This window comes from Allobosea sp. 05T422_2 (assembly GCF_056396265.1).
On record NZ_JBFTLD010000016.1, the window covers coordinates 17,130 to 37,435 of the forward strand.

The window sequence follows — 20,306 nt, forward strand, 5'->3', positions numbered from 1 at the left end:
GCTCCCCTTACACGCTGTAGTTCACGCGCCGCTCGATGAAGCGGAACTGCGCATAGGTGAGGAGCAGGGCCAGCCCCATCAGGATCACGGACTGGGCGGCGGACGAACCGAGATCGAGCGTGACGAAACCGTCCTGATAGACCTTGTAGACCAGGATCGAGGTCGCTCCGGCCGGGCCGCCGCGCGTCGTCGCGTCGACGATGGCGAAGGTCTCGAACAGCCCGTAGACGAAATTGATGACGATCAGGAAGAACAGCGTCGGCGCGATCATCGGCAGCGAGATGCGCAGGAACCGCTGGATCGGCCCGGCCCCGTCGAGATAGGCGGATTCCAGGATCGAATGGGGCACCGAAAGCAGCGCCGCGACCAGGAAGATGTAGTTGTAGCAGATGTGTTTCCAGGACGCCGCCATGACGATCAGGGCGAGCGCATGCGAGGAATTGCGGTTCGGATCCCAGTCGAAGCCGAGCCCCTGCAGCATATGGGCGACCGGGCCGACGCGCGGGTTGAACAGGAAGGCGAGCATGATGCCGGCGATCGCGGGCGCGATCGCATAGGGCAGCAGCAGGATGGTGCGGTAGGCACCGCGCCCGCGCAGGATGTGGTTCGAGGCGAAGGCGAGCAGCAGCGCGAGCGACAGCGTCAGCACGTTCTGCGCGACGGTGAACACGACCGTGACCTGGACCGAGGACCAATAAACGCTGCTGCGGAACAGCCGCTCGAAATTCTGGAAGCCGACCCATTGCGTCGTCGCGCCGAACGGATCGGTGAGCTGGAACGCCTGGATCAGCGCCCTGACGGAGGGGATGAAGAAGAACAGCAGGAGGATGAAGAGCTGCGGCGCCAGCAGCCAGAAGGGCAAGCGCCATTCCGTGAAATGGGCCCGCTTCAACCCGCTCTCGGCCTGCCCGTCGGAGAAAGCCGGAGCAGTCCGGCGCCGCAGCGGCCAGCGCAAGCGCCAGCCGCCGGCAGCCGCCGCGGGAAGCTCCGCCGCGCTATTTCTTGCCAGCATTGAGCTGCTCGTAGCGGCGCAACGACTCGTTGCCGCGCGAAACGGCATCGTCGAGCGCCTGCTGCACCGGCTTGCGGCCGAGGAAGGCGGCCGAGACCTCTTCCATGATCGCGACATTGATCTGGTTGCTGTTGCCGATACGGAAGCCCAGAGAATTGTCGCTCGGCGTGCCGCGCATCAGCTGCACGACCGCGATCTCGCGCGTCGGGTTCTTCTGGTAGTAGCCCTGCGCCTTGGCTGCGTCATAGGCAGCGACCGTGACCGGCACATAGCCGGTGGCCTGGTGCCACCAGACCTGCGTGTCGGTCTGGGCCAGGAAATTGTAGAAGGCGCCGATCGCCTTGTACTTCTCCGGCGTGTGCCCCTTCAGGGTCCAGAGCGCCGCGCCGCCGATGACGCTGTTCTTCGGCGTCACACCCTGCTCGAAGGGCATCTCGGCCGCGCTCCAGTCGAATTTGGCAGCGGCGACGACGGCGGCATGCGAGGCAGTCGAGGCGATGATCGTCGAGCATTCACCCGAGGTGAAGAGCTGGATCGGGATGACGCCCTGCCCCGCGAGCTGCATCACGCCGGGGCCGATCAGGCGCTTCATCCGCTCGACCTGGCCGACGAGCTTGCCCTTGTTGAAGACGAAGCTGGTGTCGAGCCCGTCCATGCCGTTGCGCTTGGTCGCATACGGGATGTCGTTCACGGCGCTGTAGTTTTCCAGGAAGCTCCACTCGTAGTCGCCCGGCAGCACCATGGCGCATTTCGACACGCCCTTGGCCTTGATCGCTTCGAGCTGCGGCTCGAGCTCCTGCCAGGTCGCGCCGGGCTTGTCGAAGMCCGCGGCTTTGAAATGGTCGCGGTTGTAGAACAGGATCGGCGTCGAGGAGTTGAACGGCATCGCCTGGAGCTTGCCGTCGATGGCGTAGTAGCTGACGACCGGCGCGATGTATTTCTTGACGTCGATCGGCTGGCCCTGCTGGGCCATCAGTTCGCTGGTCGGGATGATCGCCCCCGAATTGACCATGGTCAGGAAGGAGCGCTCGTTCGACTGCACGATCTCCGGCTGGCGCTTGGCCCGATAGGCGGCGATCGTGCCGTTCAGGACCTCGTCATAGGTGCCCTTGCCGACCGCCTTGACGACATAGTCCTTCTGCGAGTCGTTGAACTTCTTGACCAGCTCGTCGACGCGTTCGCCGAGCGTGCCGCTCATCGCATGCCAGAACTCGATTTCGGTTGCCGCCTGGGCGCAGGACAACCCCGCCAGAAGCATCGCACCCGCACCAGCGAGCGCACCAAAGACAGGTCGCATTCAAAGCCTCCCTCGTCGGTTTATATGAGCATCTGCTCTTGATTGAAGCATATGCTCGCACACTCCGCTTCTATGTCAACCATCGATGACAAAGCGATGACGGCCGCCGGCAATCGGGGGGCACGGGCCGGACATCAGGACGAAGCGGGAGTGACGCGATGGACGCAGGGAGCTGCTGGCCGGCCTCAGAGCGCCAGCAGGGCGCGCGCCGTATCCTCGTCCGTGACGAGGCCATTGATGAGACGACCGCTGAGCGCGGCACGCAGAGGAGCGACCTTGGCGGTACCCTGTCCGATGCAGATCCGCAGCCGGTCGCTGCCGGGCTCCGGCGGCACGGAGGTGACCCGCAGATTGGTACCGCGGTCGAGCAGCCTGCCCTCACCGTCGAAGACCCAGCCGGTAACCTCGCCGACCGCGCCGTGGCGCACCATTTCGAGCAATTCGCTGCGCGTCATGAAACCGTCCCGATAGAGCACGGCGTCCTCGCCGATCTGGCTGATGCCCATTAGCCAGAGATCGGCCTCGCCGGCGATCGCGCGGATACGCCGGATCGCCTCGATCTCGATCAGCTGCGCCCGCTCCTCGGGGCTCGAGACATAGAGCGGCAGCGGCATCGGGAAATGCTGGGCCTTGGTGATCTCGGCGAGCTTGACCAGCGTGTCGAACGGGCTGGCGGAGCCATCCGGCGAGATCGTGCCGACCAGCGAGACGAGCCGGTGCAGCGGGCAGGACATCGGCGACACCCGCTCGATGCTGGCGCGCATCGAACGCCCGGTACCGAGCGCCATGACCAGCGATTTGCGCGAGCGCAGCCAGCGCTCGATCAGCACCCCGCCGAGCGAGGCGACGCCGGCCGCAGCCGTCTCGGCCGAGCCGTCGGAGGGCGCGATCTCGCAGTGCTGCAGCTCGAAACGATCGCGCAGCCGTGCCGCAAGCTCCATGCAGGCGCCGATCGGATGGTTCATCTGGAAGCTGATCAGCCCCTCGCTGCGGCTGAGCGAAACCAGCCGCTGCGCGGCGGGGCGCGAAATGTTCAGGATCCCGGCGATGTCGTCCTGGGTGCGGCCGGCAATGTAGTAGAGCCAGCCGGCGCGGGCGGCATCGTCGAGGCGCGCGCTGTCATTATCGGCCATGACGCCTCAGCCCGCCGTTGCAGGCAGCGCGAGCTCGCGCCAGGCGCCGAGCAACCTGTCGGCGCCGGCCTCGACCAGCGCGCGCCGCTGGTCCAGCACCGCAAAATGACTGCCTGCGGTCAGGCCATAGGCGGTCATTCCCGCCGCCTTGGCGGCAAGCACGCCGCTGACGCTGTCCTCGATGACGAGGCAACGCTCGGGCGCTACGCCGCGCTCGCGCGCCGCAAGCAGGAAGAGGTCGGGCGCGGGCTTGCCGCGCTGGACGCGCGTCGTGCTGAAGATCCGCCCCTCGAACAGATTCCAGAGCTCCACCTTGCGCAGGCAATGCTCGATGCGCTCCTCGTCGCTGGAGGACGCGACGCAATAGTCGACATCGAAGGCCTCGACCGCCTCGCGCACGCCGGCAACGGGTTGCAGCGCCGCGCTGAAGGCGGAGAAGAGCCGCGCCCGCCAGTCCTGCCTGAAACTCTCCGGAGCCGGCCGGCCGGTCATGCGCTCATAATCCTCGACGACTGCGCTGGCGGGGCGCCCGAGATAGCGCCGCATCACCGCTTCCAGATCATAATCCGGGTCCAGTGGCGAGAGAATATCGACCAGGGTGCGGCAGCTGATCGTCTCGCTGTCGACGAGCACGCCGTCGCAGTCGAGGATGATGAGGTCGAAGCGTGGAAGCGGAGCCATGAGACAGCAACAATCTTGAACGGATGCTCCGATCAAGAGCATCCGCTCGCATTCCTGTCAAATCCTGCAACCGCGCCTACTGCAGCGCGCGACTGAATTCAGCGGCGCTCTGCCAATCGTCGTAGCGCTCCCGATAGGCCGCAACGAGATCCCGCTGCGGATTGAAAATCTCGGGGCTTCTCAGGGGTTGGGTACAGATTTCGCCGGAGTTCTCGCCGGTGCAGGCCAAGCGGGCGAGCCGCGCCGCCCCGAAGGCGGCGCCGGTCTCGGTCTGAGGATAGCGATGCAATCTCATGTCCAGGACGCTGGCGAGGATGGAGAGCCACAGGCCCGAACGCGCGCCGCCGCCAATGACCACGGCTTCCATGATCGGCCCGCCCGCGCTTTCCAGCGCCGCCTTGCCGTCCCTGAATGCGAAGGCGACGCCCTCCAGCACCGCCTGCGTCATGGCATTGCGGCCGGTTTCGTGACCGAGACGGGCGAAGCCGCCGCGCATCTGCGGGTCGTTATGGGGCGTGCGCTCGCCGGAGAGATAGGGCGTGAACAACACCGGCGATGGCGCCGTGACGGTCTCGCCGAGCGCCGCCAGCAACTCGGCCTCTGTATGCCCCGTCACGTTCGCCCACCAGTTCAGGCTCGCGGCGGCGGAGAGATGGACCGACATCTGGTGCCAGAGGCCGGGCAAGGCATGGCAGAAGGCATGAACGGCCCTGTCAGCCCGCGGCTCGAAACCGGCGGTGGTACGCCAGAGCACACCGGATGTGCCGAGCGACAGGAAACTCGCCCCGGCGGCGACGGCGCCCAAGCCAACCGCGCCGGCCGCATTATCGCCTGCCCCTCCGGCAAAGAGCGGCGGTGAATCAAAGCCGAGTTCGCGGGCGAGATCCGCGCGCATCCGTCCGGCGGGCTGCGAGCCCTCGACGAGGGCTGGCATCTGGCTGCGATCGAGCCCGGTCGCAGCAAGCATCCTCTGCGACCAGTCGCGGGAACCGACATCGAGCCAGAGCGTGCCTGATGCGTCCGACATCTCCTCGATCGCTTCCCCCGTCAGCACAAGGTGCAGATAGGCCTTCGGCAGCAGGACTTTTCGGATGCGCCGGAAGAGAGCGGGCTCATGCCGGCGGACCCAGAGCAGCTTTGGCGCGGTGAAGCCCGGCATCGCGATGTTGCCGGTGATGGCGCGCGAGGCCGGCTCGGCCGCCTCGAGCGCGGCGCATTCCGCGCTGGCGCGGCCATCATTCCAGAGGATGCAGGGACGCAGCGGCCGGTCGGCCTCGTCCAGGAGTACGGCGCCATGCATCTGCCCTGACAGGCCAATGCCCCTGCAGAGACGAAAGGCGGAGGGCGCAGCGTCCCTCAGGTCGTGCAAGGCGCCCAAGGCGGCGGCGACCCAATCGCCCGGCTCCTGCTCCGACCAGAGCGGCTGCGGACGATGCACGGTGAGCGCGCGCGCCGTATCGGCGACGACGCGTTGTTGCCCGTCGACCAGGATGGCCTTGAGCGACGAGGTGCCGAGATCGATGCCGATGAAGCTCACGTCAGGCGCCACCTCGCCAGTGTCGGACGCCCGTCATGTTTCCACGAGCGCTTCGGTCATCGGACCGGATATCGTGTCCGGTCTGATGATCTAAGCTTATGTGTTTGCATCGGCTTTCCCGAAAACCGCGATCCACTTTTCGGGCCGATGCTCTTATGTGCTTGCATCGGCTCTTCCGAAAACCGCAATCCACTTTTCGGGCCGATGCCTTAGCGCGCGTCATCAGCGGGCCCTCGCGGGTAGATCAGGCTCTTCACCATGCCGGGCTCGTTGGCGGCGTGGCGACGAAAGGCGTCGGGCCCGTCGGCAAGCGAGAAGCGGTGGCTGACGACCGCATCGACATCGACCTTGCCCTGCGCGACGAGTTCGATCGCCCGGGGATAGACATGGCCCATGCGCCGCGAGAACTTGATGGTGAGGCCGCGCCGGCGGGCTTCGGCGGCGGGAACGACATAGCTGTCGCCATCGGGAATACCGACGAGCACGACCCGCCCGCCGATGCGCGCGGCGCGAATGGCATCGCGAAAGCCTTCCGGTGCATTGGTGGCCTCGACCACCAGCGGCATGCCCTCGCCCTTCGTCCAGTCCGCGATCTCGGCCACGCTGGCGCCGGCCTTGCTCGCGCCGAGCTTGAGCGCCAGCGCGCGCCGATGCTGCTGCGGATCGCAGGCCAGAATCTCGCCGACGCCGACGGCCCGGAGCACCTGCAGGATCAGGAGCCCGATCGGGCCGCAACCAATCAGCGCGACGCGTTCGAGCAGGCGGGGCTTGGCGAGGTCGACCGCGTGGATCGCGACGCCGAGCGGCTCCAGCATCACGGCATCGCTCGGCGTGAAGCGTTCCGGCACGGGAACGATCTGCGATTTCGGCACCCAGATCCGCTCGGTCATCGCGMCATCATGCGGGGGCGCACCGATGAACACGACCTCGGGGCAGAGATTGGGGTGGCCGTCACGGCAATGCTGGCACTGGCCGCAGGCCTGATTCGGATCGACCGCGACCAGTGCGCCCCGCGCCAGGCCAAGCTCCGGCAGGTCCTCGGTCAGCCAGCCGCTGAACTCGTGGCCCGGCACGAAAGGGGTGGCAATCACGGCCGAACCGATGCCGCCATCCTTGTAATAGTGCAGATCGCTGCCACAGAGGCCGACGGCCGCGACATCCAGCAGGGTTTCACTGGCAGCCCCCTCGCGCAGGTTGAACGGCGCGAAGCGCGCGTCACCCGCGGCGTGAAGAAAGATGGCGTGGGACATTCTGCAACGCACTCCGGCTTCGCTGGGTCTTCTACAAATGTATTTGTGTATTTACATTAGTGAAGGTCAAGGCAAATCCGCAGCGGCAGGCCGCATCGCTGTGCGTTGTCGCAGCAAACGAAAGCGATGTAAGCCCGGTGCAGGAACGCAATCTCGACCGATTCCGCCGCGAAGGGCTGGCGGTCTCGACGCCGCTCTCGCCCTTGGGATGACGCGATGCCGGAGGATCCGCAAACCCAGGTCAGGGCCGCCTGGCTCTATTACATGGAAGGCCTGACCCAGGCGGATATCGCCGACCGGCTGAAAATGACGCGGCTGCGGGTCAACCGCCTGCTGAACGAGGCGCGCAGCAGCGGGCTCGTGAATATCACGATCAATTCGCGGCTGGAGAGCTGCGTCAGGCTGGAACAGGCGCTGGTCGAGGCGTTCGGCCTCAAGGACGCGATCGTCGTGCCGACGCCGAGCGACCCGGCACAGATCTCCGCGCAGATCGGCAAGGCGGCCGGCGAGCTGGTCTCGCAGATCATCGACGAGCATCCCTCGGGCGTCTTCGGCGTCGGCTGGGGCGGGACGCTGCGCGAGACGATCCGGCATGTGCGGGCCGGCCAGTATCGCGACCTGACCGTGACCTCGATGATGGGCGGGCTGACCTATGGCATCGAAATCAACACGTTCGAGATCGCCAGCCATTTCGCCAGGCTCTGGCAGGCGGAGTGCCATTATCTGGCGGCACCGATCTATGCCGGCACGCCGCAATCGCGCGACACCATCCTGGCGCAGGACGTGTTCGAGGCCGCCTTCGCCCGCATCCGCGCGACCGATGTCGCGATCCTCAGCGCCGGTGATCTGAGCGAGCGCTCGCTTTTGGTGCGCTACGGGCTACCCGGCGATGTCGGCCCCAGGGAATTGGCGGAGCATGGTGCGGTCGGCGACATGCTCGGGCAGTTCATCGACGCTGAGGGCAACGCGATCGACCACCCGATCAACCGCCGCGCCATCGCCCTGCCCCTGGACGGCCTGCGCCGCATCCCGACCGTGATCCTGGCATCCGGCGGCACGAACAAGGCCGCGGTGATCGCAGCCGCACTCCGCGCCAGGCTGGCGTCCGTGGTGATCACCGATGAAGACGCCGCCGCGGCGGTGCTGGCGCTGCATCGTGGCTGACGCGTGAGCGCGCGAGGCGCTCATCGCCGCCAGAAGGGCTTGGCGATCTCGGCCTCGACCTGCCATGTCGTCAGGCCGATATCCCTGATCAGACGCGGATTCTCCTGCAGGTTCCGCGCGAGCTGCCAGCGGAAGCGCAGCCGCCAGCGCCAGGTCGTGAGAATGCTGCGCAGGCTCGCCAGACTGGACTGCAAACGCGACATGCCCGGCGGCGCGGCCCGGTGCGGGACTGAGGCAAGGGTACAAGATCCGTCCATGACAACCTCCATCCGGTTTGAGGGGTCGGGAGCCCTCGGCCTGAATGAGGTTGAAGACTGCGGGAGACGAGCAGCGTCGTACTTAAGCCAGCCCAAATAGTTCCAAAAACTTCCAAACGGGCTATAAATGCGCCGCATGCAGGGATCGCGCTTTGCCTTTGGTCCGTTCGTGCTTGATTCAGGTGCGGGAACGCTGCTTCGCAACGATGTCCCCGTTGCCCTTGGCCAGCGCGGGCTGAAACTGCTTGCGGCGCTCGTCGAGCGGCCCGGCGAAATCCTGGAGAAGGCCGCGCTGATGGATGCGGCCTGGCCGGGTACGGCCGTCGAGGAAGGCAATCTCACCGTCCAGATCGCGCAGTTGCGGAAGCTGCTGGGCCCGGGCGCCGATAGCGGCGAATGGATCGTGACCGTTCCGCGCGTCGGTTACCGCTTCACGGGGGCGATCGAACAGCTTGACGGCGCGAGGCGCGCCCCTTTGGCGCTGCCCGGGAAACCCTCGATCGCCGTTCTGCCCTTCGTCAATCTCAGCACCGATCCCGAGCAGGAATCCTTCGCCGATGGCTTGACCGAAGACCTGATCACCGACCTGTCCCGCAATGCCGGCCTGTTCGTCATCGCCCGCAACTCGGCCTTTGCCTATAAGGGCAAGGCGATGGATGTGCGCGCGATCGCAAGCGATCTTGGCGTGCGCTACCTGCTGGAGGGCAGCGCCAGACGCGCCGCGGGCCGCGTGCGCATCAACGCACAGCTGGTCGACGCGGTGAGCAGCGAACATCTCTGGGCGGAGCGCTTCGATCGCAGCCTGGAGGATATCTTTGCCGTCCAGGACGAGGTCACCGGCAAGATCGTCGAGGCCCTGCTCGGCCGGCTCAGCGCCCCGCCGCCGCGCAACCGGCCCAAAAACCTCGAGGCCTATGACCTCTGCGTGCGGGCGCGCAAGCTGATCGATGAATCCCCGCAGACGGCGCGGGAAGCGCATCTGATGCTGACGCGCGCRGTTTCGCTCGATCCGGACTACGCCGAGGCCTATCGCTGGCTGGCCATGAACCACTGGATGGGCTGGGTGCATTGGGGCGAGCCGATGGAACCCGCCCGCAGCACCGGCCTGGCCCTGGCGCGCAAGGCGGTGGCGATCGACCCCAATGATGCCGGCTGCCGCTGGGTCCTGGCCTATCTGCTGGCCTATGACCGCAGCTTCGCCGAGGCGGATGCGGAATTCGCCCGGGCGATCGAACTCGACCCGAACGAGGCCGATATCTTTGCGACATTATCCGACATCGCGGTCCTCGCCGGGCGGACCGAGGACGGCCTCGCGCATATCGGCAAGGCGTTCCGGTTGAACCCGTATCCGGCGGGCTGGTACTATCTGACGCTCGGCCAGGCGCAATATGCAGCGGGCGACTACGAAGCCGCCGTCGAGACGCTGCGCAAGGACGAGACCTATCGCACGAGCTCACGCCGCTTCCTGGCGGCAAGCCTGGCCCAGCTCGGCCGGCTCGACGAGGCCGGCTCCGAGGCCGCGCTGTTCCTCGTCGGCAATCCGCATTTCACGACCAGGCACTGGGCCGCGACGGAGCCCTTCCGCGACGCCCGGACGCTCGCGCATTTCGTTGATGGCTTCCGCAAGGCCGGTCTGCCCTGACGTCGCTGGCGTGCACCGTTCCTGCGCCCTATTCCTCACGCCCCGGGGCGTCGCGATCGCGCTCGTAGCGTCTCGCAAGCGGAAAGGGCGGCAACCAGGATTCGCGCCGGATGATCCAGCTTTCATAGGTCGGCATCAGCTGGTCCGGGGCATCGAGCGAGCCCAGATTGACTTCGATTTCATCGCCGCTGCGTCCGAACAGGGGCGAACCGCAACGGGGGCAGAAGAAGCGCCCGCGATAGTCGCGGGTTTCGCCCTCGACCGTCACCGCATCCTCAGGAAACACCGCGGACGCATGGAACAGGGCGCCATGATATTTGCGGCAGTCGAGACAATGGCAGAGGCCGACGCGGTAGGGGCGGCCCGAGGCCACGATCCGGACATTGCCGCACCGACAGCCGCCCGTGAAACGGTCCATGCTGCGTCTCCTCGCGAGGTCAAGCCGCCGGAATGGTTACAGCGATCCCTGGGAAGCGTCCATGCGAGTGGGGCTCAGGCGCCCCTGATCGCCTCCAGGAGCTCCTCATGGATCAACCCGTTCGAGACGACCTTCTCCAGGTCCTCGTCGCGTGAATCCTGTCCGCCGACCGTCGTGACCTTGCCGCCGGCCGCGCGCACCAGCGGCATGGCGGCGGCGTGCGAGACGATGTCGGCCTTCAGCCCGATGAAGGCATCGAGCCGGCCTGCCGCCACCAGCGACATTTCAAGCCCGCCGGAGACGATGACGCGCACGCCGCGGCAGAGGCCCGACAGCCGCCGGATGACGGCGCAGGTCCGCTCCGTATCCTCAATCGAATAATGCGAGGTCAGGCAGATCGAGACGACCGCGTCGGCAAGGCTCTTGGTCCGGGAGACGGCGGCAGGCTCTCCATTGATGCTCGCGACGGAACCTTCGGCATAGCGCGCGACCAGCCCGGCGAGCGGGGCATGGGTCAGGCCGAGCACGGTGCGGCCCTCTTCCTGATAGGCGAGCGTCACCGAGAACCAGGGCAGGCCGCCGGCATAGTTCACCGTGCCGTCGAGCGGGTCGATGATCCAGCAGGGCGCGTCGGACGCGCCGGAGAAGCCGGCCTCCTCGGAGAGGATCGCCGCCTCCGGCGTCAACCGGCGCAGGCCCGCGATGACGAGACGCTCCGAGGCGAGATCGGCGGCGGTGACGACATCGCGCAATTCCTTGCGCGTCACGGAAAGCTGCTCGCCCTGCATCGCGACCAAGAGATCGGCGGCCTCGCGCGCCAGCGCGCCGGCCTGTTCGAGAAGGGAAATCAGGCGCTGGTCAGACATGGGCTGCCACCGCCTGCTGCTTGCCGGGATAGGCGGGGTCGAGCACGAAGGGCCGGCGCGGGCCGAAATCGCCGATCGGCTGGAGATGGCTGACCAGGCCGGTCTCCGGTTTCCAGACATGGATCGCGAGCGCGGGCGGCTCCATGACGAACCAGTTCTCCGTGCCCGGGCACAGGTCGAGCGCGACCTGATGGGCGGTGCCCGGCGCGACAAAGCCGATCGTGCCGGCGAAACGAAGCTGGATCGGGCGATGGTAATGGCCGCAAAGCACCCGCTCGATCTCGGGATGACGGGCGATCAGCGCGACAAAACCCGGCGAGACCCGGCAGGGCATGATGTCCATGCCGTCGACGCCGACCGCGAAGGGCGGGTGATGCATGAAGATCAGCGTCGGGCGGCCGCGCCCCTCGGCAAGGCGCTCAGCGAGCCAGGCCTCGCGCTCGGCACAGATCTCGCCGCCATCCTCGCCGGGAATGACCGTATCGAGCCCGATCAGCCGGACCGGGAAGTCCTCGATTACGTAGTGCAGGAAGCCGCTCTTCGGCAGGTAAGAACCGCCCYCCCCGAGCACGGAAGCGAAGACCTCGCGCCGGTCATGGTTGCCGGGCACGGCATAGACCGGCATCGGCAGCCGCGCGAGCTCGGCGCGGACGATCTCGTATTCCTCCGGCAGCCCGCAATCGCAGAGATCGCCGGTGACGAGCACGCAATCCGGCCGGGGCTCCAGCGCMAGCACCGCGTCGATCGCCCGTCGCGTCGCAGCATTGGTGTCGACGATGCCATAGGCCGGCTGGCCATGCGGGCGCACATGGAAGTCGCTGAGCTGGGCGATGATCATGAGGGCTCCGTAGGGCCAGGCAAGGATGATCGAAAGGATTTGCCGCCCGGCTGGCGCCGGGCGGCGTGGAGCGAAGCGTCAGGCGCGCCTGTTCACTTCATCAGCGCTTCGGTCTCGGAGACGATGCGCTCGATGCCGGCCTTGGGCTGGATGTCGCCGCGCATCACGCCGGAGATCACCTCGCGCTGTTGGCGCCAGATGCGGACCGAGTTGCCGCCGGGATAGCCTTCCCAGGGAGCAGCGCGCTGGACCTGGCCGTTGATCGTCCGGAAATTGGCGTTGTCCTTGTAGAACGGACCGAGATACGCGTCCCCGCCGGCGCGCAGGTTGGTCGGCATGTAGCCGGCGGTCTCGACGACGATCTTCTGGGCCTCGGGGCCGGTCACGAACTTGATGAATTCCCAGGCCGCCTTCTGCTTGGCTGAATCCTTCGCCGTGATCAGCGCGGCGTTGCCGCCGGTCGGCAGCTTGCCCTTGGCCTTGTCATCGACCGGGAAGAGCGCGGTCTTCAGGGTGAAGCGGTCGCCGATCAGGTCGGTGACCTGGCGCAGCCGTGCCGGCGTGTCGAAGAAGATGCCGATCTTGCCGGCGATGAACTGCTGGCGCGACTGGTCCCAGTCGATCACCGGCATGCCGCCTTCCGTGACGAGACTGCGCAGCAGGCCCAGCGTCTTCTCGCCCACCTCGCCGCCGAAGGCGACTTTCTTGCCGTCGGGCGACAGCATGGAATGGCCGCCCTGCAGGATCACGCCGCGCCAGAGCCAGTCGTCGGGCCAGTCATGGATATTGTAGGCGAGACCGGCGGTGTCGCCGCTACGGATCTTTTTGGCGAGCGCAACCACCTCGGCCCAGGTGTCGGGCAGTTTGTCGGGGTCGCCGCCCGCCTTCTTCACCAGCTCGGCATTGACATACATCAGCGGTGTCGAGGCGTTGAAAGCAAGGCCAGCCTGCTTGCCGCCGACCTGGCCGAGCGCGAGCAGCGCGTCGGAGTAATTCGCCTTGCGCCAGTCTTCCGGCTCCCCCTTCAGCAGCGGGGCGAGATCGACGACCTGCTTGCGCTTGTCGAGCGTCTCGACCAGTTCGCTCAAGAGATGGAAGCCGGAATAATAGACATCCGGCAGCTGGTTGGTGACGGACTGACGCAGCATCGCCTGATGCCCCTCGTCATAGCTCGCCGCCGGCGCGCGGAAATTGATCTTGATCTTGGGGTGCGCCTTCATGAATTCCGCGGCTATCGGCTCGTGGAACTTGGCGAAGGCCGGGAAGGCATAGAGCACGTCGAGCGTGACATCCTGGGCGCGGACGGCCGTGGATGCGACGAGGGCGAGCGCTGCCGCAGCAAGCGCCTTGCCAAAGGGTTTCATGTTTGATCTCCGTGACATGGACAGCGAAGCTGCCGGGTTGAATCGATGCGTCAGGCCTGAGCGTCTTGCGGTTGGAGCTTGGCAGTGCCGGTCCTTGTCGGAGCCTGCCTACTTCACCCCGGTCATCGTGATGCCGTCGATAAACCTCCGTCTGGCGATGAGGAAAGCGAGGACGAGCGGCGCGGTCAGGATCGTCGCCGCGGCAGTGAGCGCGCCGTAATTCGAGCCGGTCTCGGCATCGGCGAAGAACATCATCCCGAGCGGCGGCGGGGCGAGCTTGGCATCGGAAATGACGATCAGCGGCCAGTACAGGTCGTTCCAGTGCGCCACCGCCGAGAAGACCGAGAAGGCGGCGATGGCCGGCCAGGCGCTTGGCGTCACGATGCGCCAGACGATCTCGAACTCGCTCATGCCGTCGAGCCTTGCCGCGTTGATGATGTCGTCCGGGAAGCTGCGGAAGAACTGGCGGAACAGGAAGATGGCGAAGACCGAGAGGAAGAACGGCACCATCATCGAGAAATAGGTGTTGAGCAGGCCGAGCTGGGCGAGCGCGATATAGAGCGGCATGGCCGGCACCTGCACGGGGATGCAGAGCCCGAGCAGCACCAGGACGAAGAGCGCGTTGCGGCCGGGAAAGTTCAGCTTCGCCAGGGCATAGGCGCAGGGAATGGCCACCAGCAGTTGCACGACGAGGATGCCGGCGCAGAGGATGACGCCGTTCAGCGCGAAGCGGAGCAGCGGCGCCTTCTCCATCGCGAAACCGTAATTCTGCAGGCCGTAGAACTGCTTTGGCCAGAGCGAGATCTCGGCGCTGAAGATCTCGGCCGGCGGCTTGATCGAGGTCACCAGCATCCAGATGAAGGGCGCCAGCATGAAGATGGCGCCCGCGATCAGCACGCCATGGACCAGGGCGAGCGAAAGGAAACGGCGCAGCACCGAATGCACGGGCGTGACGGCGGCGGGGGCAAGCGCAGGAGCGGCCATCAGTAATGCACCTTCTTGTCCAGCGCGAAGGTCTGCACGGCCGAGAAGACGAGGATGAAGGCGAGGAAGATGAAGGTCAGCGCCGCGGCATAGCCGGTGTGGAAATACTGAAAGCCTTCGAGATAGATGTTGTAGAGCAGCACCTCGGTGGAGCCGACCGGGCCACCGCGCGTCATCACCGCCACCGTGTCAAAAATCTTGAAGGCGGTGATCATCGTGGTGACGAGCACGAACATCGTTGTCGGCCCGAGCAGCGGCCAGGTGATGGTAAGGAAGCGGTCGATGCCGCTGGAGCAGCCATCGATATCGGCCGCCTCGTAGAGATCGCGCGGGATCGCGGTCAGCCCGGCGAGGAACAGGATCATGTTGAAGCCGAGCAGCTGCCAGATGCCGATCACGGCCAGCGTCGCCAGCGCCGTCGATGGCTCGCTCAGGAAGGCGACCGGCGCAAAGCCGAGCCATTTCAGGAGACCATTGACCGGGCCKAGCGAGGRGTGGAGCAGGAACTGCCAGACGGTCGCCATCGCGATCAGCGTCGAGGTCACCGGCAGGAAATAGATCACCTCGTAGAAGGACCGGCTGCGGCGGCGCCGATGCACCATGACCGCGATCAGCAGCGCGCCGAAGACGCCGCCCGGCACGACGATCGCGACATAGAGCAAGGTGTTGACGACAGAGCGCCGGATGATCGGATCGGCCAGCGCCTTCTGGAAATTGGCGAGGCCGACCCAGTCCATGTCGACGCCGCCGAACTCGTAATTCGTCAGGCTGAGCAGCATCAGCACCGCAAGCGGCAGCAGGATCGTCAGCAGCAGCAGGATGAAGGCCGGCAGCGCGAAGCCGAGCCCGGTCAGCCGCTCGATCAAGGCCCGCCGGCGGGCGACTGGCGCGAAAGCGGCGGGCGATGAGAGGGCAAGCGTCATGCTCAGGCCCTCAGCGGCACGACGGAGGCGCCGCCCTGCCCGCGCGGCTCGAGCCTGTCGCCGTCGGCATCGAAGATATGGCTCGCCGCTTCATCGAAGCCGAGCGTGACCTCGGCCGCCTCGTTGACGCCGGCGGCGACCGCGGGGCTCGCGCGCATGGTGACGCCCGGTGCATCGCGCCCGGCGAGATCGAAATGCAGGATATATTCGGAGCCGAGATTCTCCTTGCGCCTGAGCCGCGCCGAGAACCAGGCGCGGCCTGCGCCGGCCGGCTCGCCATGGATAAGCGTCAGCGCCTCCGCGCGGATGCCGAGGGTGACCGCCTGCCCCGCCGCCGGCGCCACCGCAAGCGCCATTGGCCGGCCAAACAATTCGAGGCGGCCTGCAGTGCCGACCGTCGCGGGCAGGAGGTTGATCGCCGGGCTGCCGATGAACTGCGCRACCTTGAGCGAGGCCGGTTTCTCATAGAGCTGCGAAGGCGTGCCGAGCTGCAGAATCTCGCCTGAATCCATCAYCGCGACGCGGTCCGACATCGTCATCGCCTCGACCTGGTCATGCGTGACATAGATGAAGGTCGCGCCCAGGCGCTTGTGCAGCTCCGCCAGCTCGGTGCGCATATGGACGCGCAGCTTGGCGTCGAGATTGGACAGAGGCTCGTCCATCAGGAAGACATCGGGGCTGCGCACCATGGCGCGCCCGAGCGCAACGCGCTGGCGCTGGCCGCCCGAGAGCTGGGCCGGCTTGCGGTCGAGCAGATGGCCGAGCTGGAGCTGGGTCGCGACCGCGTCGACATCCGTCATGATGCCGGCCATGGCCTTGCGCCGCTGGCCCGAGAGCAGGCGGAGCAGCGGCAGGCGCTGCCAGAGTTTCAGCCGCGCCATCATCAGCGGCAGCGCGATATTCGCCCGCACGCTCATATGCGGATAGAGCGCATAGGACTGGAACACCATCGCGACGCGCCGCTCATGCGGGCGCAGATGATCCACGCTGGCCCCGCCAATGGCGACGCTGCCGGAATCCTGCTGTTCCAGCCCGGCGATGATCCGGATCAGGGTCGATTTTCCGCAGCCGGAGGGGCCGACCAGCGTCAGGAATTCGCCATCGGCAATGTCGAGTTCGACCCCGCCGAGCACCTGTGTCGGCCCAAACGCCTTGGCGATGGAAGACAGTGCGACTGTGGCCATGTCGTTCGCCTCTTGAACTGTGAGGGATGGCGGGGCGGTGTCGAACGCGGCCGCGAGGCGCGGCCGACGGCGTCGTCAGGCGGCGCGCGGCGGGTAGACCTCGTGGATCACATCGTCGATCCAGAGCGTTGTCAGCGCGGGAATCTCATGGATCGCGGCGGTGAAATCCCGACCGTCGAAGCTATAAGTGACGGCGCCGAGCGTGCTTGAACCGGCCATGCCGGGCTGCAATTCGGGGCCGACGACGAAGCCCGAGGACGGCCCCCAGATGTAGCGCGTGCCATCGATCATGAAATCATGGGCCCGGTGCAGATGGCCGCTGGCGACGAAGGCGACGTCATGCCTCCGCACGAGATCGAGCAGATGGGCCCGGGGCCTCGGCGGCACGCTCCAATAGCCCTTGTCGCCTTCATCCGGCGTCTCGACGAAGAGCGGCCGGTGCAGGAACCAGCCGAGACGGCGCCCCTCGGCCTCGGCGATCTCGCGCTCGAGCCAGGCGAGCTGGCGCTCCTCATCCGCCTCGTCGCTGCCGAACAGCATGGAATTCAGGCCGATCAGCCTGAAGCCCTCGATATCGCGGCTCCAGAAATCCGCGCCGAGATGGCTGCGCCAGCGCGCGAGACGCTCTGCATTGACCGGCTGATGCGGATGCCAGGCCTCGCCGACATCATGATTGCCGGGAATGCTCAGCACCGGCAAGCCGAGCCCGTCCAGCAATTCGCGGCAATGGCGCATATCCTCGTCGACATCGGCGCCATCGACCGTGACATCCCCGGTATGAATGACGAGGTCCGGCCCCTGCCCCGCCAGCCAGGCTCTCAGCGGCTCCCAGTTGCAGGCAAAATGCGGCTTGCCCGGGCTGAGATGGGTGTCGGAAATCTGCACGAGCCGCTGCATGGTCCCCTCCCAAAGGGCGCTCCCGGTAGGAAGCGGCCTGCCGCCGTCAGATGCAGGGCAGTGCTTTTGCAGTGGATCATACAAATGAATGTTTTATGACACAAATGTATTTTGCGAGATGACGTGGCTTGCCGCGCGGGCGTTGTGCACCGGGCTGGAGGCGCTCGGTCACCGCAGGTTCGGCCGGCTGAGGGGGGGATCAGAGGGTGGCGCCGACCACGCGCCCCTCAGCGGCGCCTGCGCCGGACCGAACGCCCGGCCTTGATCTCTAGCCTACGGAACCGCACGCCTCGCCCACGCCAGAGATCGCCCACGCGGCGCGGGGACGAGCCGCCTTGCCCTCTCCGTTCGCAGGCGTTCGACTTTGCAGCCACACCCGTCCGTATTGCGTCAAGTTCCAACATTCGGCGCCTGTTGCTGAGCGGACATTCGCCGCAACATTGGAGCCAAGGGCACCTTACCAAATCGCAATCCGGACCCAGACCGAAACCGATGAAGGACGAAGCTTCAATGCACGGTGCTTGAGAGCAGCTTGCGGGGCAGCGAGCTCATTCTCCTGCAGCCATCGGTTTCGACTACGATGGTTTCGCTGAATCCCAGGCCGCCGGCCGTCACATACATGTGAAAGACCATGCCCTCTTCGAGTCTCCAGCGCGCGTTCGGCAGGAACACGCGAGAGAAGTCGCTGGGCCGCGGGGTGCGGGCGTAGAGGCCGAGCGTGTAGCCGGTGACGTTATCGTAGGCAGGACGCAAACCCTCACGAAGCACGGCTTCACGCAGCACGGCATCGATCTCGCAGGCCAGGGCGCCCGGACGCATGGCTGCGAACTGCTCGTCCTGGAGCGCGACCAGACGCTCGGCGAGCAGTGAAAGTCCACGCTCGTCCCCGCCGAYAAGCACCGGACGCATCAGTCGGGCGCCGTAATTGCGCAGTTTCGGGATCAGTTCGACATGGAGGATGTCGCTCTCGCCGAGCGGCTGCGCCGTCATCACGCCGTGCAGGAATTCGTGGTCGCCAATGCCGGGCAGGATCGGGCCGGTTTCGCCTGTATMGGCGCCGTTCTCGAGAAAGCAGGCAGCGGCGACGGCTGAGGCTGCCCTTGGCGAAAGCCYGGGCCGCGCCCTTTCCGCGATTGACCTCATCGCCTTGTCGGCGATGCTGGCGGCCTGGCCGATCTGGTTGATCTCGGCCGGCGACTTCACGGCCCGGAGCAGGTCGCTCGCCTGCGGCAGGTCGACAAAGCGAGCCTGCGGCAGAAGCGCCGCGAACCGGTCGCGCGTCGCGGCCGTAAAGCCATAGGAGAGATGATCGGCGCCGATCCGCGCGTTGCCGAGGCCCCGTCGACGGATTTCATCGGCCATCACGGCGTGGGGCTCAGCCGTATCGGGAAACCAACAGGCGGCGCGGCAGGGCCCGGCGTCGAGCTCCCGCAGGACGAACCACGGCTCGCCCTCGAGCGGCAGGAAAGCCGCGCGATACATTGTCTCCGAGACCGTGAAGCCTGTCAGCCATGCCAGGCATTCGGCATGGTCGACCAGCAGAAGCTCCGCGCCGACTTCCGCCATCGCGGCGCGGGCACGCGCCACCCGCCCCGCAAATTCCTCGCGCGAGAAGAGCGGGCTCACGCCACCTCGCAGATATCCAGGATGGTCAGCATGTAGATGCGGACCATGTCGAGGAAGTCGCGGATCTCGACGCGCTCGTCGGGCATGGTGTTGTAGCGCCCGCCGGGCCCGCAGACGATGCCTTCCATACCGGCTTCGGCATAGAGATGGCCGGCATCGGTGCCGAAGAAGCCCGGCGGCTTGATCGCGCCGGTCGGCTGCTTTTCGCCGCGCACCRCCTCATAGGCCGCATTGACCGTCTTGACGATGCGCGCGTCCCTGGCGACCTCGAAGGCCGGCATCGACTGGTGGCCTTCCTTCTTCTCGATGCGGATCGTGGTCTTCAGGCCGGGGAAGCGGGCCTCCAGCGCGGCGAGCTCGCGCTGCATGTCGGCGAGCGCGCCTTCTTGCGTCTGGCCGGGCGCATAGCGGCCGGAACCCTTGAGCTTGCAATAGTCGGCGACCTGCGGCGCGCGCCACTCGTGCAGTTCCTTGCCGAGCGCGCCATGGACGACGCCGACATGGACGCGGTTGATCGATTCATGCTCGGCGGTCAGAGCGCCGGAGAAGGTCATGCCGTTCAGCCGCGGGATCAGGTCGCAGGCCGCCATGACCGCGTCGACCGCCTGCTCGCGCTTCGAGAGATGGCGYGTGTTGCCGACGAGTTCGATGACGAAGGAGAAGGCGCAGGCGTGCATGGTCACGGCCTGCACGTCGGTCGGCTCGCTGTTGACGAAATAGTCGGCGCGGATGCCGCTGCGGATCGCAGCGACGGTGCCGACCCCGCCCTGAAGCTCGCCGACGACATAAGTCAGGACGACGTCGCCCTTCAGCTTCACGCCGGCATCGAGCAGCGTCTTCACCGCGCAATAGGAGGCCGCGTCGCCCGCCTTCATGTTGGATACGCCGATGCCGTAGATGAACTCGTCGTCGACGAGCCCGCCCCAGGGATCGACCGTCCAGCCCTCGGTTGCCGGGTTGGTGTCGAGATGGCCGTTGAACATCAGGCTCTTGYCGCCGCCTGTCCCCTTCCAGCGCCCGATGGCATTGGCGCGGCGGCCCTCATCGAAGGCCTGCGCCTCCGCCTCGATGCCCATCGCCTTCATCTGGTCGACGACATGATGGACGAGCGCCCGCTCGCCGTCGGTCTCGGAATAGCTCTTGTGCCTCGCCCAGTCTGAGAGGAGCGCGAGGCAGGCCTTCTCATCGAGGGAATGGATCAGGTCGCGGGGATTCATCGTCAGGGCCTCGAAT

The 20,306-nt window shown here is 66.4% G+C and carries 19 protein-coding genes; 2 read left to right on the forward strand and 17 right to left on the reverse strand.

Annotated features, from left to right (window positions below; all coding sequences use genetic code 11):
• Positions 1-7 precede the first annotated feature (7 nt).
• The 6 genes from AC1DJT_RS05110 to AC1DJT_RS05135 form a co-directional block, all read right to left on the reverse strand.
• A complete protein-coding gene (locus AC1DJT_RS05110) occupies positions 8-1,012 on the reverse strand; it encodes an ABC transporter permease subunit (protein WP_441488380.1) in 1,005 nt (334 codons plus the stop codon).
• Positions 996-2,309, reverse strand: coding sequence for an extracellular solute-binding protein (locus AC1DJT_RS05115; protein ID WP_476833651.1), 1,314 nt, complete (start codon positions 2,307-2,309; stop codon positions 996-998). Before AC1DJT_RS05115 ends, AC1DJT_RS05110 begins: the two co-directional genes overlap by 17 nt.
• Before the next feature lie 185 nt (positions 2,310-2,494).
• Positions 2,495-3,442, reverse strand: a complete 948-nt coding sequence (locus AC1DJT_RS05120; RefSeq protein WP_441507932.1) for a sugar-binding transcriptional regulator — start codon at positions 3,440-3,442, stop codon at positions 2,495-2,497.
• Between the two features lie 6 nt (positions 3,443-3,448).
• Positions 3,449-4,123, reverse strand: coding sequence for an HAD family hydrolase (locus AC1DJT_RS05125; protein ID WP_441507933.1), 675 nt, complete (start codon positions 4,121-4,123; stop codon positions 3,449-3,451).
• Between the two features lie 76 nt (positions 4,124-4,199).
• A complete protein-coding gene (gene xylB, locus AC1DJT_RS05130; RefSeq protein WP_476769259.1) occupies positions 4,200-5,660 on the reverse strand; it encodes a xylulokinase in 1,461 nt (486 codons plus the stop codon).
• Positions 5,661-5,869: 209 nt separating this feature from the next.
• Positions 5,870-6,910 carry a zinc-dependent alcohol dehydrogenase gene (locus AC1DJT_RS05135; RefSeq protein WP_476833652.1) on the reverse strand — a complete coding sequence of 347 codons (1,041 nt, stop codon included), beginning with the start codon at positions 6,908-6,910 and terminating at the stop codon, positions 5,870-5,872.
• Positions 6,911-7,126: 216 nt separating this feature from the next.
• Here AC1DJT_RS05135 and AC1DJT_RS05140 point away from each other — a divergent pair, with 216 nt between their 5' ends.
• Positions 7,127-8,074 carry a sugar-binding transcriptional regulator gene (locus AC1DJT_RS05140; RefSeq protein ID WP_441488385.1) on the forward strand — a complete coding sequence of 316 codons (948 nt, stop codon included), beginning with the start codon at positions 7,127-7,129 and terminating at the stop codon, positions 8,072-8,074.
• Between the two features lie 20 nt (positions 8,075-8,094).
• Here the strand turns inward: AC1DJT_RS05140 and AC1DJT_RS05145 are convergent, their stop codons facing one another.
• On the reverse strand, positions 8,095-8,331 hold the full coding sequence (locus AC1DJT_RS05145; RefSeq protein ID WP_441488386.1) for a DUF1127 domain-containing protein: 237 nt from the start codon (positions 8,329-8,331) through the stop codon (positions 8,095-8,097).
• A 127-nt stretch (positions 8,332-8,458) separates the two neighbouring features.
• On the opposite strand from AC1DJT_RS05145, the gene AC1DJT_RS05150 reads away from it, so the two are divergent.
• Positions 8,459-9,973 (forward strand): winged helix-turn-helix domain-containing tetratricopeptide repeat protein, encoded by a 1,515-nt coding sequence (locus AC1DJT_RS05150; protein WP_441507935.1) that lies wholly within the window; start codon positions 8,459-8,461, stop codon positions 9,971-9,973.
• Positions 9,974-10,001: 28 nt separating this feature from the next.
• Here AC1DJT_RS05150 and AC1DJT_RS05155 read toward each other — a convergent pair whose 3' ends face one another.
• The 10 genes from AC1DJT_RS05155 to AC1DJT_RS05200 form a co-directional block, all read right to left on the reverse strand.
• Positions 10,002-10,391: a GFA family protein gene (locus AC1DJT_RS05155; RefSeq protein WP_441488388.1), complete on the reverse strand. Its 390-nt coding sequence runs from the start codon at positions 10,389-10,391 to the stop codon at positions 10,002-10,004.
• A gap of 74 nt (positions 10,392-10,465) precedes the next feature.
• Positions 10,466-11,257: an inositol monophosphatase family protein gene (locus AC1DJT_RS05160; RefSeq protein ID WP_441488389.1), complete on the reverse strand. Its 792-nt coding sequence runs from the start codon at positions 11,255-11,257 to the stop codon at positions 10,466-10,468.
• Positions 11,250-12,095, reverse strand: coding sequence for a phosphodiesterase (locus tag AC1DJT_RS05165; protein WP_476833653.1), 846 nt, complete (start codon positions 12,093-12,095; stop codon positions 11,250-11,252). The genes AC1DJT_RS05160 and AC1DJT_RS05165 overlap by 8 nt, the downstream gene beginning before the upstream one ends.
• Positions 12,096-12,187: 92 nt before the next feature.
• Positions 12,188-13,459 carry an ABC transporter substrate-binding protein gene (locus AC1DJT_RS05170; protein ID WP_476769255.1) on the reverse strand — a complete coding sequence of 424 codons (1,272 nt, stop codon included), beginning with the start codon at positions 13,457-13,459 and terminating at the stop codon, positions 12,188-12,190.
• Positions 13,460-13,567: 108 nt separating this feature from the next.
• Complete coding sequence (locus tag AC1DJT_RS05175) at positions 13,568-14,332, reverse strand: carbohydrate ABC transporter permease (protein ID WP_441488829.1); 765 nt, start codon at positions 14,330-14,332, stop codon at positions 13,568-13,570.
• A 110-nt stretch (positions 14,333-14,442) separates the two neighbouring features.
• The gene (locus tag AC1DJT_RS05180) at positions 14,443-15,366 is read right to left on the reverse strand and encodes a carbohydrate ABC transporter permease (protein ID WP_476833654.1); all 924 of its coding nucleotides are present in this window, start codon (positions 15,364-15,366) and stop codon (positions 14,443-14,445) included.
• A 2-nt stretch (positions 15,367-15,368) separates the two neighbouring features.
• Positions 15,369-16,550, reverse strand: a complete 1,182-nt coding sequence (locus AC1DJT_RS05185) for an ABC transporter ATP-binding protein (protein WP_476833655.1) — start codon at positions 16,548-16,550, stop codon at positions 15,369-15,371.
• A gap of 75 nt (positions 16,551-16,625) precedes the next feature.
• On the reverse strand, positions 16,626-17,447 hold the full coding sequence (locus AC1DJT_RS05190) for a metallophosphoesterase family protein (protein ID WP_441488394.1): 822 nt from the start codon (positions 17,445-17,447) through the stop codon (positions 16,626-16,628).
• 507 nt (positions 17,448-17,954) lie between these two features.
• Positions 17,955-19,073 carry a M24 family metallopeptidase gene (locus tag AC1DJT_RS05195; RefSeq protein ID WP_476833656.1) on the reverse strand — a complete coding sequence of 373 codons (1,119 nt, stop codon included), beginning with the start codon at positions 19,071-19,073 and terminating at the stop codon, positions 17,955-17,957.
• On the reverse strand, positions 19,070-20,290 hold the full coding sequence (locus AC1DJT_RS05200; RefSeq protein ID WP_476833657.1) for a M20 family metallopeptidase: 1,221 nt from the start codon (positions 20,288-20,290) through the stop codon (positions 19,070-19,072). Before AC1DJT_RS05200 ends, AC1DJT_RS05195 begins: the two co-directional genes overlap by 4 nt.
• Positions 20,291-20,306 lie beyond the last annotated feature (16 nt).